This window comes from Actinoplanes sichuanensis, from assembly GCF_033097365.1.
Classification (GTDB): domain Bacteria; phylum Actinomycetota; class Actinomycetes; order Mycobacteriales; family Micromonosporaceae; genus Actinoplanes; species Actinoplanes sichuanensis.
The window spans coordinates 7,156,828-7,174,272 of record NZ_AP028461.1 but is presented as its reverse complement, the minus strand read 5'-3'; the positions used below and the strand labels follow the sequence as shown (position 1 = coordinate 7,174,272).

General features: G+C 70.2%; 11 protein-coding genes. 4 read left to right on the top strand and 7 right to left on the bottom strand.

Features of this window, described 5'->3' with window-relative positions; translation table 11 throughout:
• Window positions 1-166: 166 nt before the first annotated feature.
• Together rfbD and rfbB are read right to left on the bottom strand one after the other, a co-directional pair.
• A complete protein-coding gene (gene rfbD / locus Q0Z83_RS33110) occupies window positions 167-1,012 on the bottom strand; it encodes a dTDP-4-dehydrorhamnose reductase (protein WP_317787163.1) in 846 nt (281 codons plus the stop codon).
• Complete coding sequence (gene rfbB, locus Q0Z83_RS33105; RefSeq protein WP_317787162.1) at window positions 1,012-1,989, bottom strand: dTDP-glucose 4,6-dehydratase; 978 nt, start codon at window positions 1,987-1,989, stop codon at window positions 1,012-1,014. The genes rfbD and rfbB overlap by 1 nt, the downstream gene beginning before the upstream one ends.
• 45 nt (window positions 1,990-2,034) lie before the next feature.
• Here rfbB and rfbA point away from each other — a divergent pair, with 45 nt between their 5' ends.
• The 3 genes from rfbA (at window position 2,035) to Q0Z83_RS33090 (ending at window position 5,243) form a co-directional block, all read left to right on the top strand.
• The gene (gene rfbA / locus Q0Z83_RS33100; protein WP_317787161.1) at window positions 2,035-2,907 is read left to right on the top strand and encodes a glucose-1-phosphate thymidylyltransferase RfbA; all 873 of its coding nucleotides are present in this window, start codon (window positions 2,035-2,037) and stop codon (window positions 2,905-2,907) included.
• Window positions 2,904-3,515, top strand: coding sequence for a dTDP-4-dehydrorhamnose 3,5-epimerase (rfbC, locus tag Q0Z83_RS33095; protein ID WP_317787160.1), 612 nt, complete (start codon window positions 2,904-2,906; stop codon window positions 3,513-3,515). The genes rfbA and rfbC overlap by 4 nt, the downstream gene beginning before the upstream one ends.
• A 249-nt stretch (window positions 3,516-3,764) precedes the next feature.
• The gene (locus Q0Z83_RS33090) at window positions 3,765-5,243 is read left to right on the top strand and encodes a sugar transferase (protein WP_317787159.1); all 1,479 of its coding nucleotides are present in this window, start codon (window positions 3,765-3,767) and stop codon (window positions 5,241-5,243) included.
• Between the two features lie 273 nt (window positions 5,244-5,516).
• Here the strand turns inward: Q0Z83_RS33090 and Q0Z83_RS33085 are convergent, their stop codons facing one another.
• Together Q0Z83_RS33085 and Q0Z83_RS33080 are read right to left on the bottom strand one after the other, a co-directional pair.
• Entirely contained in the window at window positions 5,517-9,953 is a 4,437-nt protein-coding gene (locus tag Q0Z83_RS33085; protein ID WP_317787158.1) for a DUF4082 domain-containing protein, read from the bottom strand.
• Window positions 9,954-9,962: 9 nt separating this feature from the next.
• The gene (locus tag Q0Z83_RS33080) at window positions 9,963-13,148 is read right to left on the bottom strand and encodes a DUF4082 domain-containing protein (RefSeq protein WP_317787157.1); all 3,186 of its coding nucleotides are present in this window, start codon (window positions 13,146-13,148) and stop codon (window positions 9,963-9,965) included.
• A 333-nt stretch (window positions 13,149-13,481) separates the two neighbouring features.
• Between Q0Z83_RS33080 and Q0Z83_RS33075 the strand changes: the two genes are divergently transcribed.
• Window positions 13,482-14,441: a glycosyltransferase family 2 protein gene (locus Q0Z83_RS33075; protein ID WP_317787156.1), complete on the top strand. Its 960-nt coding sequence runs from the start codon at window positions 13,482-13,484 to the stop codon at window positions 14,439-14,441.
• Between the two features lie 3 nt (window positions 14,442-14,444).
• Here Q0Z83_RS33075 and Q0Z83_RS33070 read toward each other — a convergent pair whose 3' ends face one another.
• The 3 genes from Q0Z83_RS33070 to Q0Z83_RS33060 are packed head-to-tail and all read right to left on the bottom strand — an operon-like array spanning window position 14,445 to window position 17,257.
• Window positions 14,445-15,107 carry a polysaccharide deacetylase family protein gene (locus Q0Z83_RS33070; protein ID WP_317787155.1) on the bottom strand — a complete coding sequence of 221 codons (663 nt, stop codon included), beginning with the start codon at window positions 15,105-15,107 and terminating at the stop codon, window positions 14,445-14,447.
• Window positions 15,108-15,113: 6 nt separating this feature from the next.
• Window positions 15,114-15,980 (bottom strand): glycosyltransferase, encoded by an 867-nt coding sequence (locus Q0Z83_RS33065; protein WP_317787154.1) that lies wholly within the window; start codon window positions 15,978-15,980, stop codon window positions 15,114-15,116.
• The gene (locus tag Q0Z83_RS33060) at window positions 15,977-17,257 is read right to left on the bottom strand and encodes a glycosyltransferase family 4 protein (RefSeq protein WP_317787153.1); all 1,281 of its coding nucleotides are present in this window, start codon (window positions 17,255-17,257) and stop codon (window positions 15,977-15,979) included. The genes Q0Z83_RS33065 and Q0Z83_RS33060 overlap by 4 nt, the downstream gene beginning before the upstream one ends.
• Window positions 17,258-17,445 lie beyond the last annotated feature (188 nt).

Sequence of the window (17,445 nt, the reverse complement as noted above, 5' to 3'; positions counted from 1 at the left end):
TGGGTGCGGCTGTGGGCTTGCTGCGTGGTGGATGCGGCTGGGTGGTGGGTGCGGCTGGGCTTGCTGCGTGGTGGATGCGGCTGCGAGTTCACCGCGCGGCGAATCCGGTTGAGGATTCACTGCGCGGTGGGGGCTGGTTGCGGGCTCGCCGCGCGGTGGGGGCGGGTCAGGGCAGGAAGAGTGGCATCGCCTTGCTGAGCATGCCTCGCCAATCCGGCAGTGGCGCGACTCCGGTGCCCGCCCACCGGTCGTGGCCCAAGACGCTGTAGGCGGGGCGTCGGGCCGGCCGTGGAAACTTGTCGCTGGTGGTGGGGCGGACCCGGTCCGGGTCGAGCCCGGCCTCCAGGAAGACCGCCCGGGCCAGGCCGAACCAGCTGGTGGAACCGGCCGCGGTGCCGTGGTAGGCACCGGGCGCGGCCCGGCCCGCCACCGCGGCGTGCGAGAGATCGACGAGGAGTTGCGCGAGGGCGTACGACCAGGTGGGCGGCCCGACCTGGTCGTCGACCACGTCCAGGGTGTCCCGGTCCTCGGCCAGCCGCAGCATGGTCCGCACGAAGTTGGGGCCGTGTTCGCCGTACAGCCAAGCGGTCCGGACGATGTAACCGCCGGTGGCCAGAACCGCCGTCTCGCCCACCGCCTTGCCCCGGCCGTAGGCGTTGAGCGGCGCGTGCGGGGTGTCCTCCGGGTACGGCGTGGTCGCGGTCCCGTCGAAGACGTAGTCGGTGGAGACGTGCACGAGACGACTGCCCGCCGCGGCGGCGAGGACGCCGACGCCGTGCCCGTTGATCGCGGTGGCCGCCTCCTCGTCGGTCTCGGCGCCGTCGACGTTCGTCCAGGCGGCGGCGTTGAGCACGATGTCGGCGCCGTCGACCGCGTCGCGCACCTGTGACGCCGAGGTGATGTCGAGGTCACCGCGGGTGGCGGCGACCACGTCGGTCTCACCGTGTTCGGCGAGGACCCGTCGCAGGTCCTGGCCGAGCATGCCGCCGGCCCCGGTGATCAGCCAGCGCATCAGAGGCCGGCCCGAGACTTGAGCGGCTCCCACCAGGCGCGGTTGTCGCGGTACCACGCGACGGTCGAGGCGAGTCCCTCGTCGATGGTGACCTGTGGCGCGTACCCCAGCTCTTCGCTGATCTTGGTGATGTCGAGCGAGTAGCGGCGATCGTGGCCCTTGCGGTCGGTGACCGGCCGCACCATGTCCCAGCCGGCACCGCAGGCTTCGAGAAGGCGTTCGGTCAGGGAGCGGTTGGTCAGCTCGGTGCCGCCGCCGATGTTGTAGACCTCACCCGCCCGGCCCTTCTCCAGGACCGCCTGGATGCCACGGCAGTGATCGGTCACGTGCAGCCAGTCACGGATGTTGCCGCCGTCGCCGTAGAGCGGGATCTGCTTGCCGTCCATCAGGTTGGTCACGAAGAGCGGGATGACCTTCTCCGGGAACTGGTACTCACCGTAGTTGTTCGAGCACCGGGTGACGACGACGTCCATGCCATGGGTGCGGTGTGCGGCGAGCGCCATCAGGTCGGAGCCGGCCTTGGAGGCGGCGTACGGCGAGTTGGGCGACAGCGGCCACGTCTCGGTCCACGAGCCCTCGTCGATGGAGCCGTACACCTCGTCGGTGGAGACGTGCACGAACCGCTGGACCCCCGTGGCGCGGGCCGCGTCGAGAAGTGTCTGGGTGCCCAACACATTCGTTGTGACGAACGGCATAGCGCCCGAAATCGACCGGTCCACGTGTGATTCGGCGGCGAAATGCACTACCACATCGTGTCCGGGAAGTAGTTCCCGCAACAGGTCGGAATCGGAAATGTCGCCCTGTACGAATCGGAGTCGGGGATCGGACACCGGGAGGTTGTCACGATTTCCTGAATAGGACAACAGATCCAGAACGGTCACCGATGCACCCGCCGCACCTGCGTACTCGTCCTGCAAGAGGGCCCTGACGTAGGCCGATCCGATGAAGCCGGCACCACCGGTTACGAAAATCTGCACGGGTGGCGAGTGTAGACGTAGGCGGCGACTGTTTAGGGTCAGCCGGTGCGCGGAATTCTTCTCGCCGGTGGTACCGGTTCCCGGCTCTGGCCGATCACCATGGCCATGTCCAAACAGCTCATGCCCATCTTCGACAAGCCGATGGTCTACTACCCGTTGACCACGCTGGTGTCCGCCGGGATCTCCGAGATCCTGGTGATCACCACCCCCGAGGACCAGCCTCACTTCGAGCGACTGCTCGGTGACGGAAGTCGGTTCGGGCTCGACCTCCAGTACGCGGTGCAGCCGAAGCCGGACGGGATCGCCCAGGCGTTCCGGATCGGCGCCGACTTCATCGGGGACGAACCGGTCGCCCTGATCCTCGGCGACAACATCTTCCACGGGGTGGGTCTGGGCCGGCAGCTCGCGCGGTTCGGTGACGTCGACGGCGGGCGGGTGTTCGCGTACCCGGTGGCCGACCCCGAGCGGTACGGCGTCGTCGAGTTCGACGAATCGGGCAAAGTGCTCTCGATCGAGGAGAAGCCGGAGCATCCCAAGTCGACGTACGTGGTCCCCGGCCTGTACTTCTATGATGCCGACGTGGTGAAGATCGCCGAGAATCTGGAGCCCAGCGCCCGCGGCGAACTGGAGATCACCGCGGTGAACGAGGAGTATCGACGCCAGGGGCGGCTCGAGGTCACGGTCCTCGACAGGGGAACCGTCTGGCTGGACACCGGGACCTTCCAGTCCATGGTTCAGGCCTCGGAGTACGTCCGGGTGATCGAGGAGCGGCAGGGTTTGAAGATCGGTTGTGTGGAGGAAGCGGCCTGGCGGCTCGGCTTCATCTCCGACGACGAGTTGCGCGCGGTCGCGCAGCCGTTGCTGAAGAGCGGTTACGGGCAGTATCTGTTGCGGCTACTGGATGGTGGTCTGCGGTGAAGATCCGCCCGCTCGGTATCGAGGGCGCCTTCGAGGTGACCCCGGTGCAGCACGGTGACAGCCGGGGCCGGTTCCTGGAGTGGTACCGGTTCGACGCGCTGGAGGAGGCGGTCGGGCACCGGCTCGACCTGGCGCAGGCGAACCTCTCGACGTCGGCCAAGGGTGTGGTGCGCGGCATTCATTTCGCCGATGTTCCGCCCGGGCAGGCCAAGTACGTGACGTGCGTGTCGGGCGCGGTGCTCGACGTGATCGTGGACATCCGGGTCGGGTCGCCCACGTTCGGTTCGTGGGAGGCGGTGCGCCTGGACGACGAGGACCGCCGGGCCGTCTACCTGGCCGAGGGGCTGGGGCACGGATTCTGCGCCCTGACCGAGGGGGCGACCGTGGCGTACCTGTGCTCGTCGACCTACCGCCCCGGTCATGAACACGGAGTGCATCCGCTTGACCCCGAACTCGGCATTGCCTGGCCGGTGTCAGACCCCGTACTGTCCGGCAAGGATGCCGAGGCTCCCAGCCTGGCCGAGGCCGGCGTGAACGGTTTGTTGCCGCGTTACGACGCGTGCCACAGCTTTGTCGAATCGTTGCGTCGGATTGACGACAGTCGATAACACTTGTTTCCTGGCCGTCCTAACTGGACACCTCCGCCACTTCGCTTACGGCATCATCCGAATCGCCATGGCTGTCGAACGGAAAGATGTAGCGCGAACGTGGTCGCGTTGACAGTCTGTCTTCTGTGTCTCGGTGGTTTCCGGCATGGGGCGTTCGTGGTCGGGTGTGTCCGAGCACACCACAGATCTGGATCATCATGAGTCGGTCGCAGCCGATGTTGGGGGCCTGGCGTGCAGACAATTGAATCCGTGGAGACCGTTGACCTGGCGGCGACGGCCGCGCAGCTCAAGGCGCGCTCCCGGGCGACGAAAGCGCGAGCCGGCTGGCAGAGCCGCTATGCGCTGACGCTCTATCTCCTAGACTTCCTGGTCGCCCTCAGTGCCGCCTCGTGGGCACTGCTGATCCGCTTCGGCAGCGAGGGCATCGCGCCGTATCAGCGTGACTACCTTCTGCTCACCCTGCTATTGCCGGTCGCGTGGATCGCCTGCCTCGCGTTCAACCGAGCGTATGAGCCTCGTCACCTCTTCGTGGGCACCGAGGAGTATGCGCGGGTTTTCCGGGCCGGATTGGCGCTGACCGCCGCCATCGCCATTGTTTCGTTCGCATTCGACCTGCGTTTGGCTCGCGGTTATGTGAGCATCGCGATGCCGCTGGCGATCGCCGTCGACCTCGGTGCGCGCTTCTTCTACCGGCAGCGCCTGCACCGGGCCTGGGCCCGCGGGCAGCGCCTGCACCGGGTGGTCCTGGTCGGACACGAGCGGGCCGTCCTCGACATGACCCGCCGCCTCAGCCGCGAGCGTTACCACGGTCTCGGCGTCATCGGCGCGTGTCTGCCGCCGGGCATGGTCCGCAGCCACGCGGTCACCGGCATGCCACCGATCTACGGCACCTTCGACGACGTGGCCACCGCGGTCGCCCGGTCCGACGCCGACACCGTGATCGTGCTGTCCTGCCCGGAGATCGACGGCCCGGCCGTCCGCCGGCTGGCCTGGCAGTTGGAACGCGACGACATCGACCTGATCGTGGCCAGCACCCTGGTCGACGTGGCCGGCGACCGCACCACCATCCGCCCGGTCGACGGCCTGCCGATGCTGCACGTCGAGCACCCCCGGCTCAAGGGCAGCGCCCGCGTGGTCAAGGAGATCTTCGACCGGATCGGCGCGATCCTGCTGATCATGTTGGCCTCGCCCGCCTTGGCGGTGGTCGCGCTGCTGGTCAAGTTCGGCAAGGGCGGCCGCGGCCCGGCGATCTTCACGCAGGAGCGGGTGGGCCGCGACGGCAAGCCGTTCACGCTCTACAAGTTCCGGACGATGACGGTCGACGCCGAGGCCCGCCTCTTCGAGCTCGGCAACCTCAACGAGACCGACGGCGCGCTGTTCAAGATGCGTTCGGACCCGCGGATCACCCCGGTCGGCAAGTGGCTGCGCCGCCTGAGCATCGACGAACTGCCCCAGCTGATCAACGTGGTCAAGGGCGACATGTCGCTGGTCGGCCCGCGTCCGCCGCTGGCCAAGGAGGTCGCCGACTACCCGGCCGACATGCTGCGCCGGCTGGTCGTCAAACCCGGCCTGACGGGCCTGTGGCAGGTCTCCGGGCGTTCCGACCTGTCCTGGGAGGAGTCGATCCGCCTCGACCTCACCTACGTCGAGAACTGGTCACTCGCCATGGACCTGGCCATCCTCTTCCGCACGGTCAGCGCCGTCGTCCGCAGCTCGGGCGCCTACTGATCCTCCGTTTCACCGGTGACCCAGGGACGTCTCCCTGGGTCACCGTTCGTTTTCCGCTTCCTCTTCAGACCTTTGCTTCGGTACGGCCACTCCTTCCCTGTCCGACCGGGTGCGGGCCGGTAGCCCCAGTACTCGCCGAAGGCCCCCAGCTCGCCCGTTCGACCGCCACCATCGGCGTCCCGGGAAGGGTCTTGAGGGGTTTCGGCGAGCAAAAAGGAACCGCCCCGGCACCCGCGGGGAGCGGGCGCCGGGGCGGCGAGGGGGACGGTGCGTCTACTTCTCCGTCGGGTGGTGCAGTGAACTGCCGTCCGACGTGATGCCCACACCCCGCAGGACCGGGCCGGCGCCGCTCGTGGTGCGGGTCAGTTCGGCCCGGTACTGGACGTAGCGGGAGCCACCGGTCACCTTGCCGTTCTGGCCGACCGCGGTCCATCCGGTCCAGCTGCCGTCCGGGGTGGTGGTGCTCCCGGTCCGCACGTAGACCTTCAGCGTCGCCCCGGCGGGCACGGTCGCCTGATAGCCGAGCCGGTCCCAGCGGACCATCTGCTGGGCGTCCATCACCCGGGAGACCAGGCTGCCGCTGCGGGCCGAACCGGCGAGCCGGACCCCGTCGTCGGTGACCGTGACCCCGGACTCGACACCGGTCCGCTGCTGCGGGGCGGTGTAGTCGGCGACACCCACCACGGACGACACGAACGTCGCCGCCGGCCGGTTCAGCGCCGGCCACGTCGAGACGTTGCCCGCCGCGTCGACGCTGCGTACCCGGTACCGGTAGGTGGTCCGCGGTTCCAGGCCCGTCACGACGGCGCTGAGCCGGGTTCCGTCCTGGGTTCCGGGCCACTTCGCCAGTGCGTCCGCCGAGGTGCCGACGAGCAGGGTGGCGTCCGCCGCCTCGTTCGCCTTCCACGTCACCTGGGCGGTGCCGTCCGGACGGGCGGTGACGGTGACCCCGGACGCGACCGGGCCGGTGCGGTCGGCCGCGCGGGTGGTGACCTTCTGCACCGGGCCGGTGGTGGTTCGACCGTCCGGGGTGGTCACCTTCGCCCGGTACCAGTACGTGGTGCCGGGCGCGAGTCCGGCCAGCTGGACGGTCCGCTTACTGGCCTGGGTGCCGTCCACCGCCTTGCGGGTCAACTCGGTCGGCTGTGTCCCGTACTCGATGACGGTTTTTGCGGCGCTGCTCGTCGCGACCGTGACCGATGCGGTGGTCCCGCCGGTCTCGGCCGCGGCCGAGGCGGTGAGCGTCGCAGTGGCCGCGGCCGCGTATCCGGCCGTGTACGCACCGGGTCCGGCGGTGAAGAACGCGTACTCGACACCCTTGATCGTGGTCCTGGTGAACGGGACCGCGACCCCGGCCCGGGTCAGGGTGGACAGCGTCCGCCCGCCCGGTCCGGCGGTCGGCACCATGCCGGTGAGGCCGTTGGCGCCGGTGCCGACGTTGACCGAGAACGTCAGGTCGTTACCGGTCCAGGCGATGTTCGAGTAGGACGAGGCGTTCCGCCCGTCCAGCCAGGTGAGCAACTGGTGCCCGGTGACGATCGGCACGTTGTGCCGCAGCGCCGACGCCAGTACCTGGTCGCTGTCGTAGGTCGTCGCGTAGTCGGTGTGCATGTTGGCGGTGAACGCGCCGTAGTAGCCCAGCGTGCCGAGAGCCGCGTCGAGCAGCGAGTCCGTGGTGTACGGGTAGCTCTGCCCCGACTCGTCGGTCATCTGGGTGGCGGCCTGGTAGATGTCGATGAGCCCGCCGTTGGTGTCGGCGAACCGCATCGGCATGCCGGAGCCGGTCATGAAGCCCGGCCGGTCGGCGACCCAGGTCTCCGGCCAGTAGTAGTAGTTGGTGTCGAGCCGGATCCCGTTGGCGGTCTGCAGGCTGGCCTGGGTCGACCAGTCGGACCAGACGATGCAGTGGGTCCGGTTGGTGTCCGGGGCGCGGACCGAGCCGTACTTGGTGCGGAACGTCGCGAGCTGGTCGGTCAGGTTGGCCCCGAGCGACGTCGCGGTCCAGTTGGCACACCCGGTGTTCAGGTGCAGCCCGACCTCGAACCCACGGTTCTGGTACGTGCTCGCCTGGCTGTTGGTCAGCGGCGTGTCCGGGAAGATGTACGAGGTGAACCGCGGGCACTGCCAGTCGTCCACCACACATCCGGCCGGGCTGTTGGCGAGGTACTGGTCGAACCGCCCGGCGGTGCCGCCGGTGGCGTGGTCGTCACCGGTGGCGACGACGACCGCCTTGAGGCTGCGCGGGAAGTACCAGAACCGCGGCAGCGGCTTGCGGTCCGCGTTCATCGCCCCGATCAGGTTGGCCAGCAGGCGCTGCTGCTCGTCGGCCTGCGGAACCGCGACCTTGGTGAGGTCGACCCAGTCGGTGGCGCTGCCGCCGAAGTACAGGTCGTCCGAGCGGATCGGCGCGCGACCGTCCCGGTCCTGCTTCTCCCACGCCGGGTTGCCCTGACGGGTGTAGACCAGCGACCGCGGCAGGTCGAAGGTGAACGCCGCGGCCTGCCCGCCGGCGGTGCCGACGTCGGTCAGCGACACCGCCGGGTTGACCGTGGCGGTGGTGCCGTTGGAGTACAGCGTCGCCACCGATCGGGCCCCGGACAGGGTGTAGCGGTCGGCGGTGCTGTGGTACTGGATGGTCTGGCCGGTGATGCCGGCGCCCGGCGACGTCGACGTGTCGACCCGCAGGTAGCCCTCGGCCAGGGTGCCGGTGGTGGAGGTCAGGCCGAGCAGGCCCGCGAGCTGCTTGTCCGGCCGGAAGGCGATCAGGTTGCCGCCGCCGGTGACCCAGGTGGTGAACGTGCTGACCTGGGCCGCGGTGAGCGGGGTGGAGCCGAGCAGGACCACGTCGTACTGGGCGAGCAGCGCCGGGGTGACCGCGGACAGGTCCACGGTGGCGAACTCGTTGAGGCCCTCGGCACGCAGCACCTCGGCCGCGAACGAGGTGAACCCGCTGGCTCCGGAGACCGCCGACTTGACCACCAGGACCGGACCGCCCGGGCCCTGGTCCGGCGGCGGCGGAGGCGCCGCCGACGTGGTGAACGACCAGGTCACCGGGGTCATCACGTTGCCCGTGGCGTCCCGGGCCCCGCTGACCGTCGCGGTGTACGAGGTCGAGTAGGCCAGTTGCGCGGACGGGGTGAAGACGGCCGTGGCGGTGGTCGCGTCGTAGGTGGTGGCGCCGGGCACCGTACCGGACGGGCCGGTCAGGACGATCGAGGCCGCGGTGACCGGCTCGGTGAACGCCGCGGTGACCGCGGTCGTGGCGGCCACGCCTGAGGCTCCGGCGGACGGGGCCCGGCCGGCCAGGGTGGGCGCCTGGGTGTCGGCCGCGGTGGTGTCGAAGACGACGTCCACCCAGTAGTTGGTGGCCTGGTACGTGCTGGTCGGGAAGCCGCTCGCGCCGTACCGGTAGACGCCGTTGCCGCCGTCGGTGCCGCTGGCCAGGGCGGTCAGCGGGCTACGGGTGACCGCTGCGGAGAACCCGTTGGCCGTCACCGAGTAGTAGCCGGTGTCGGTGTGGTACGACGCCACGTACGTGGTGTTCGCGGTGACCGGTACCGGCCCGGGGAGCGTGACGGTCTGCCAGCCGGAGGCCGACTCGCCGGTGAACGTCACGTTCGCCAGCCGGGTGCCGGTGCTCGACCAGAGCGAGCCGGTGTGCGTGCCGGTGTTCTGGCCGCCCTTGTAGAACTTGAGCCCGGTGATGTAGCCGGCCGTCGAGGTCCGGAACTTCACGCCCAGTTCGACCGCCGAGTTGTCGTTGACCGTGCCGGTGGCCGGTACGGCCGTGGCCGGCCAGATCGAGCAGGGACACCCGGATCCGCCGGCCGCCGCCGTGGTGAACGACCAGGAGACCGGACTCATCAGGTTGCCCGCGGTGTCACGTGCGCCGGAGACGGTGGCCGTGTAACTCGTGGACGCGGCGAGCGACCCGGGCGTGAACGTCACCGTCCGGGTGGACGCGTTGTAGGCGGTCGTGCCGGTCACCCCGGCGACGGTGAGGGCCGGCGTTCCGGTCTGCACCGCCTCGCTGAAGACCGCGCTGACCGTGGCCGTGGTGGCCACCCCGGTCGCTCCGGCGGCCGGGCTGGTGCTGGTCACCGTCGGTGGCGCGGTGTCGGTGACGCCGGTGGTGAACACCACGTCGACCCAGTAGTTGGCGCCCTGCCAGGTGCTGTTGGGGAAGCCGCCGCCGGTGCCGTACCGGTAGACGCCGTTGCCGCCGTCCTCGCCGCTGCGCAGCGCGTGCAGCGGCGCGTTGTCCACGCCGGCCGACAGCAGTGCGCCGCTGTCTCCGGCGTACCGGCCGTTCGGCGCGTAGTACGAGGCGACGTACGTGGTGTTCGCGGCGATCGTGATCGGGCTGGCGAACGTGGCGGTCTGCCAGCCGGACGCGGTCTCGTTGGTGAACGTGACGGTGCCCAGGTTGCCGCCGGCGGAGTTCCACAGGTTGCCCACGTGGGTGCCGGTGTTGGCGGCGCCCTTGTAGAACCGGACGCCGGTGATCTGCCCGGCGACGTCGGACCGGAACTTGACGCCGACCTCGACCGCGCTGTTGTCGGAGTCGGAGGGGCTGCCCGGGGTCGCCGACGCGTCGAAGATCGAGCACGGACAGGTCGCGGCCGCGGCTGGAGCCGCGGGCGCGACGATGAGCGCGGCCGCCGCCAGTGCCAGGCACAGGAGGAACGACCGGAGTTTCGGTAAGGTCAAAACGCGCTCCTAGCTTGCCGGGGTGAACACGACGTCCACCCAGTAGTTGCTCGACTGCCAGCTGTCGGTGGGGAAGACTCCGCCGGTTCCGTAGCGGTAGACGCCGTTCAGTCCGTCCACGCCGTTGCGCAGTGCGTGCAGGGGGCCGTTGTCGACGCCGGCCGTCGCGAAGAACCCGCCGTCGAAGGCGTACCGGCCGTTCGGCGCGTGGTACGACACCACGTACGTACTGCCCGCGCTGATCGTGACCGGGGTGGCCAGGGTGGCCTGCTGCCAGCCGGTCGCGGTCTCGCCGCTGAAGGTCACGCTGCCCAGCAGGGTCCCGGTCGACGACCAGAGCCGCCCGACGTGGGTGCCGCTGTTGCCGCTGCCCTTGTAGAACCGGATCGCGGTGATCCGGCCGGCGACGTCGGAGCGGAACTTCATGCCGAGTTCCACCGCGGCGGTCTCGCTGTCGGCGGGTGAACCGGGTGTCGCCGAGGCCGGCCACACCGAGCACGGGCAGTTCGGCCCGGTCGGTGTCGCGGCCGTGGTGAACGTCCACGACGTGCCGGTCATCGTGTTACCGGCGGCGTCGCGCGCCCCGCTGACGGTGGCCGTGTACGTGGTGGACGCGGCCAGCGCGGCCGACGGCGTGAACGTGACGGTGTTCGTGCCGGCGGCGGTGCTGCCGGTCACCGCGCCGGACGGGCCGGTCAGGGTGATCGCGGCCGCCGAGACGGCCTCACTGAACGTCGCCGACACGGTGCTCGCGGCGGCCACTCCGGTCGCCCCGGCGGCGGGGGAGCGGGTGGTGACGGTCGGTGCCGTGGTGTCCGGGCCGGTGGCGTCCGGGGTGAACACGACGTCCACCCAGTAGTTGGCGGACTCCCAGGACAGGGTCGGGAAGCCGGTGCCGAACCGGTAGACGCCGTTGGCGCCGTCGACACCGTCGCGGAGCGCGTGCAACGGGCCGCTGTCCACGCCGTTCGCCGCGAAGTAGCCGACGTCCCCGGCGTAGCGGCCGTTCGGGGCGTAGTAGGAGGCGACATAGGTGGCCCCGGCGGTCAGCGAGACCGGGGTGGCGAACGTGGCGGTCTGCCAGCCGGTGCTGGTCTCGCCGGTGAAGGTGACCGTGGCCAGCTGGGTGCCGGTCGCGTTCCAGAGTTTGCCGACGTGCGTGCCGGTGTTGCCCGGGCCCTTGTAGAAGCGCAGGGCGGAGACCTTGCCGGCCACGTCGGCGCGGAACTTGACGCCGACCTCGGTTCCGGTGCTGTCCGGGTCGCTGGGTGTGGTGGGCACGTCGTCGACGGTCCACAGGCTGCACGGGCAGGTCTGCCGGCCGACCGTGATCGACCGGCTGACCGCGGCGCCGATCCGGCCGCTGTCGTCGATCGCCCGGGCGCGGATGTCGATCGGGCCCTGCGTGGTGGGGGTGGTGAACGAGTACGTCCAGGTGCCCCGGCCGCTCGCCGGTTTCCAGCTGGTGCCGCCGTCGGTGGAGACCTCGATGCCGCCGACCACGCCGCCGGTGTCGGTGGCGGTGCCGGAGACGGTGACCCGGGTGCCGCCGGAGACCGTGCTGCCCGCGGCGGGCGTGGTGATGACCGCGGTCGGCGCGACGGTGTCGGTGGAGGCGGTGGCCGCGGTCAGGCCGGACTGGATGGTGGCCGGCTGCGCGCCCATGTCGGCGAACAGGTTGACGGTGGCCTGCTTCATCGGGGTGCTGGCCGCGCCGGAGCCCCGGTCGTGGTTGCTGTCCAGGCCCCACGACCACTGCACGGTGCCGGCGCCGAAGACGAGCGCCCCACTGGCCACCCGGTACATGGTCAGGTTGTGGGTGGCGGTGCCCGAGGTGTAGGTGGAGCCCTGGTCGGTGAGGATCTCGACGCCGCTCGCGGTGGTGGTGGAGAGCCGGATCAGGCCCTGCGGGCGGGCCGCGTTGACCAGGTCCTCGTCCCACTCGTACCCGAGTGTGCCGGTGCCCAGGGTGGCGGTCGCGCCGGCCGCCTGGGTGGCCACCGTGGTGCCGCGCCACAGACGCATCTTGCCGTCGGCCGCCGGGACCTGCAGGTTCACCGTGCCCGAGTTGACCTCGAAGGCGGTGCCGGTGAGCCCGTTCTCCGGGCGGCCGCCGTTCTTCGGCGGGCTGAACCGCGGGTCGCGCCAGGTGCCGGTCCACTCGGTGGACGGGTCGATGGCCGCGTTGGCGTGCGTCTCCTTGTAGCAGACCAGGGTCCGGTACGGCGTACCCGAGCCGTCCACGCTGGTCTCCCAGCGGGTCTTCCAGAACACCTCGTTGCCGCTGAAGAACGCCAGGTTCAGGCCGGCGTCGCGGGCCGCCTCGATGTTGGCGCGCTGCTGCCCGGACCAGTACTCGTCGTGCCCGACCGACAGGAACGCCTTGTGGTTGCGCAGCAGCGAGCCGCGCCGGTCGGTGTCGATGCCGGAGATGTAGCTGACGTCGTAGCCGTTGGCCTCCAGGAACCGGACCATCGGGTACTCGGCGTTGAAGACGAAGTCCTCGGCTCCGGTGCCGCGGGTGGTGATCGGCCGGTTGTAGGAGATCTTGTACGCGCGACCGGCCGGCGACCCGACGTAGAAGCTGTTGCCGCCGTACGTGTTGTACGCCTGCCAGGTGGTGTCGGAGGTCTGGAAGACCACGTCGGAGTGGCCGGCGTCGTCGCGGACCACGAACATCACGTGGCTGGCGCCGGCGGTGCCGTCGGTCCGTACCAGGCGGGCGAAGTAGATGCCGGACACCGCGGTCGCGGGCACCGGCCACGAGGCGGAGACCGCCCAGTTGCCGCAGTCGACGAGCCCGGTGGTGGGCGCCGAGATGCAGGCCGGCTGGGTCTGTCGGCCGACCGGGTTCACCGTGGTGATGAACCGGGCGCCGTTGCCGCCGTAGTAGCCCATCCGGTAGATGTCGAGCCGGTACGACGTGGCCGTGGAGTCGATCTTGAAGTTGACCGTCTCACCGACGTTGACGCTCATCTCGGTGGTGAAGCCCTGCAACGCGGCGCTGCCGGACCCGCTGACGTCCCAGGTGGCCTTGGGGGTGCCGGTCTTGGTGTTCTCGCAGGCGATCGGATTGACCACCGGAGCACACGGGTCGGCCGCGCTGGCCGGCCCGGCGGACGGCAGGAAGAGCGCCGCCGCGACGAGGGTGAGGACCAGCAGTGATCGCTGCCGGAAGAGCCTGAGGTCTCGCAAAGGGAATCGCCTCCCCGCCGCGCGCCCTGCGCTACGGCCGTCGACAAGATAGAGCCGGCCCCGGCCGGCGGAGCTTAGTGCGATCATCTAGATAGAGGGCTGAACATATCTATCGCTTTGCCGACACCGAAGGGCCCCGCGGCTGGATCGATCCTGTCGGCGGAGGAACTCTGGCACCTACCTGTTTCGACTGGTCACCGAACGGATCGAAGCCCCCGCCCGTTCGGGTATCCGGGTACGGCCGGGGCGTACCGGGATGACGGATTCCGACACCCGCGATGGCCGACCGGCGGTACCGGCGTTCCCGCGCGGACGGCAGGATGATCGGCGTCCGTGAGACCTGGGGAGGACAAGTTGGACAGCACGCCCGAAACTGTGGCGGTGGTCGTGGTCACGTACAACAGCGAACGATTGGTCCCCGACCTGATCGCATCGCTCGGACCGGGCCTGGAGGGCGTCGACTGGCAGTTGATCGTCGCGGACAACGCGTCCGCGGACGACTCGGTGGGCACCGTGCGCCGGCTCGCGCCGGATGCCACGGTCGTCGAGATGGGACGCAATGCCGGCTATGCGGCCGGTATCAATGCGGCCGTGGCCAAGGCCGGGCCGTTCACCGCGGTCCTGGTGCTCAACCCGGACGTACGGCTCACCCCCGGCTGCGTGCGGACCCTGCTGGGTGTGCTGCGCACCGAGGGGACCGGCATCGCGGTGCCGTTGCTGGAGGACGGCGACGGGGAGCTCATCCACACCATGCGCCGGGCGCCGTCGGTCCGGCGGGTGCTCGGGGACGCGTTGATGGGCGCGGTCCGGGCCGGCCGCATCCCGGCGTTCGGCGAGATGGTGACCGACGAGCGGCTCTACGCCGACGAGCGGGTCGCCGACTGGGCCGAGGGGTCGACCGTTCTGATCAGCGCCGAGTGCTGGAATCGGATCGCGCCGTGGGACGAGTCGTTCTTCCTCTACTCGGAGGAGACCGACTTCGCGCTGCGGGCCGGTGACGCGGGCCTGGCGACCAGGTTCACGCCGGCCGCGAAGGCGGTGCACCTGGAGGGTGACTCGAAGGTGTCGCCGGCTCTGTGGACGCTGCTGACGCTGAACAAGGTGCGGCTCTACCGGCGGCGGCACAACGCGCTGCTGGGCGCCGCGTTCTGGGGTGCGCTGGTGATGCGTGAGGGCAGCCGTGCGGTGCTCGGCAAGGGCCCGAGCAAGCTCGCGGTCCGGGCGCTGCTCAGCCCGTCGAGGCTGCGGGAGACGCCGGGACCGGACACCGTCCGGCGCGACGCCTCCCGCTGACTCTCAGCGGATCCGCTTGACGACTCCGACCGCCTCCAGCTTGAGGCGGGTCAGCGCGCCGGGGCCCACCAGGGCCTCGGCGCGCAGTCCGTCCACGGTGTCCTCGCGGCGCAGGCTGTAGCGCGGCTGCAGCCAGTCCTCGGAGCGGGCCCGGCGGCGGTCGCTGGTGAACACGCGCCGGTAGCCGAGCTTGCGCATCCGGGAGAGCAGCCGACGGTCGTACCGGCCGAGTGGGCAGGCCGCCTGGTCGACCGGGACCCCGACGACCTCCTCGATCTGCCGTCGGGCCGTCTCCAGCTCGTCCCGGCTGGTCTCGGCGTCCATGCCCCGCCACGGACGGTGCCGCATGCCGTGTGTGCCGATGGTCATACCGGCGCCGTGCAGCTTGCGGACGTCCTCCTCGCTGAGGCTGCCGCCCTTGCCGAACCGGGACGACAGCACGTAGAACTCGGCGGTCAGGCCGCGCTCCAGCAGGGCCGGCAGGCCGATCTCGAGGTCCGAGGCGTTGCCGTCGTCGAAGCTGATCCGGACCGACGGCCAGGTGCGGATCTCGTCGAGCACCGCGTGGAACAGCTCGACGCTGATCCAGTAGCGGTCCTCGCCGAGTTCCAGGTCACGCTGTGGCGTGCCGATGCCGTGGAAACAGATGTTGATGACGTCGCTCATGACTTCCTATCGCTCTGCCGCGGACGCGCCGTCGGCGATCCGGGACGACTCGTCGCGGCCCCAGGCGGCACCGCCGTCACCGGCCCGTTTGGCGGCCAGCGCGGCCCACACGGTGATGCCGACGTAGCAGACCGCGGCGGGCGCCAGCCAGGGCCGGGGGACGACCACGTCGCGCAGCCACGAACTGCGGGCGGCGGGGCGTACCGGCACGGTGATCTCGCCGCGGGCGGCGGCCGCCCGCATGGCGGCGTTGCCGCCGCGGACCCGGATCAGGCGGCGGATCAGGTCACCGGTCTTCCGGGGGGTGGCGACCTTCGCGGCGTACGCGTCGACGTGCGCCTTCTCCTCCCGCGCGAACTGCGAGTCCAGGAACAGGTCGTCGGCGACCAGCTCGGGGAACCGGCCGAACCGCGCCCGTCCCTGCTCGGAGAGCGCCACCACGCCGCGCCCGAACAGCCCGTCGCGCATCACCGGCAGCCGTCCGTGCACCGCGAAGTAGGCGCGGACCAGCAGCGGCCGCCCGGCGACGTCGAGTTCACGCCCGACCGTGGCCGACGGCGCCCCGGACACCAGCACCTCGGTGAGGGCCCGGACCGCCGCGGTGCTGAGCACGATGTCGGCGTCCAGATAGATCCGCGGGAAACCGACCGCGGCGGCGTCACCGGCGTTGAGGGCGCCGGCTTTGCCCGGCTCGGGGAGATCCAGCACCCGTACGCCCGGACGGGCCCCGGCGATCCGCACGGTGTCGTCGGTGCACCCGTTGGCGACCACCGTCACGTCGAGTTCGCCCGGTTTCGCGTCGGCCAGCAACGCGTCCAGGCAGCGGCCGATGACCGCGGCCTCGTTGTGGGCGGCGATGACGATGCTGGTCACGGCTGGTCCACCCGGGACGGCGCGTCGGAGCCGGTCCGCTGGCGCGGGATGTGCGGCGTCGTCGGGGTCTGGGCGGGCAGGCGCTTGGCCAGCAGCCGCTGGAACACCGAGGCGTACGGCCCGGCCTGGTGTTCCCAGGAGAGCATGCTGAGGAACCGGTCGCGGCCCAGCTTGCGCATCTGCCGCCGCCGGTCCGGGTCGTCCAGCAGCTGGTCGATGACCGCGGCGAACTCCTCCGGGGCGCCGGTCGGCACATACGCACCGGCCTCGTCCAGGGTGCGGCGGGTCTCGATGCCGTCGGCGGCGACCACCGGCAGGCCCCGGCCCACGTATTCGACCGTCTTCGCCATCGTGGACAGCTGGTTCATCCGGGTCGGCAGGTCGGGCTGGATCGCGATGGTGGCCGAGCGCAGCACCTCGTCGACCTGGGCGCCGTTGAGCCAGCCGGTCAGCTCGACGACGTCCGAAAGGTTCTTCTCCGCGACCAGGGCACGAACCGACGGCATGCTCTCGCCGTCACCGGCCAACACGATCTTCCAGCCGTCGCGGCCCCGCAGCTTGATCAGCTCGTCGGCGGCTCGCACCACGCCCTCGACGTTGTCCTGCGGGCCGAAGACGCCGAGGTAGACGATCCGGTGCAGGCCGTCGGCGTTGACCGGCTCCTGCGGGTCGCCGTCGACCGCGATCTCCTTCAGCGACGGGCCGTTGCGGACCACCGTGACCTTGTCGGGGTGCACGCCCTTGCGTACCGCGTTGTCCTTGAACGAGTGGTTGGTGGCGACCACCTCGGTGGCGGTGCGCAGGGTCAGCCACTCCAGCGCGTTGAGCACGCGCAGCACCAGCTTGTCGGGTTTGCCGTCGCCGCGGGAGATGTAGACCTCCGGGCACAGGTCGTGGTGGTCGAAGACCCACGGCCGGCCGATGGCGCGCAGCAGCAGGGCGAGCGGCCAGTACACGTCCGGCGGGTTGCAGACCTGCACGGCGTGGGCGCGGCCGGCCAGGATCTCGCCGATCAGGCGGACCGCGATGCAGAGGAAGGACCAGCCGAACTCGACCGCGAAGGTGAGCAGGCCGCTGCCGTACACCTTGACCGGGTACGGCTTGAGCCGGGTGTTCCGGCTGCCGGGGAGGATCTTCAGGGTCTTGTCGCCTCGCGGTGCGATGACCGTGACCTCGAAGCCCTTCTCCTCCAGAGTGAGACATTCCCGGATGACGCGGCGATCGCGCTCGGCCGGCAAGTTGGCGATGAGGATGGTGACATGGGTGTTACGGGCCATCGTTGCGGTCCGTCTCCTTCGGTTACTCCGGACCGTGAAGACACTGTCGGATGACATGTCCTGACAGCAACCGGCCATTAGGGCACCGTAAGGGTCATCCGTTCAATCCAGCGGGGTAAATGCAACAAATATGTGATGTATCGCCTTTGAAGCATTTATCCGGATCGAGGAGTATGTCCGTTCGAATT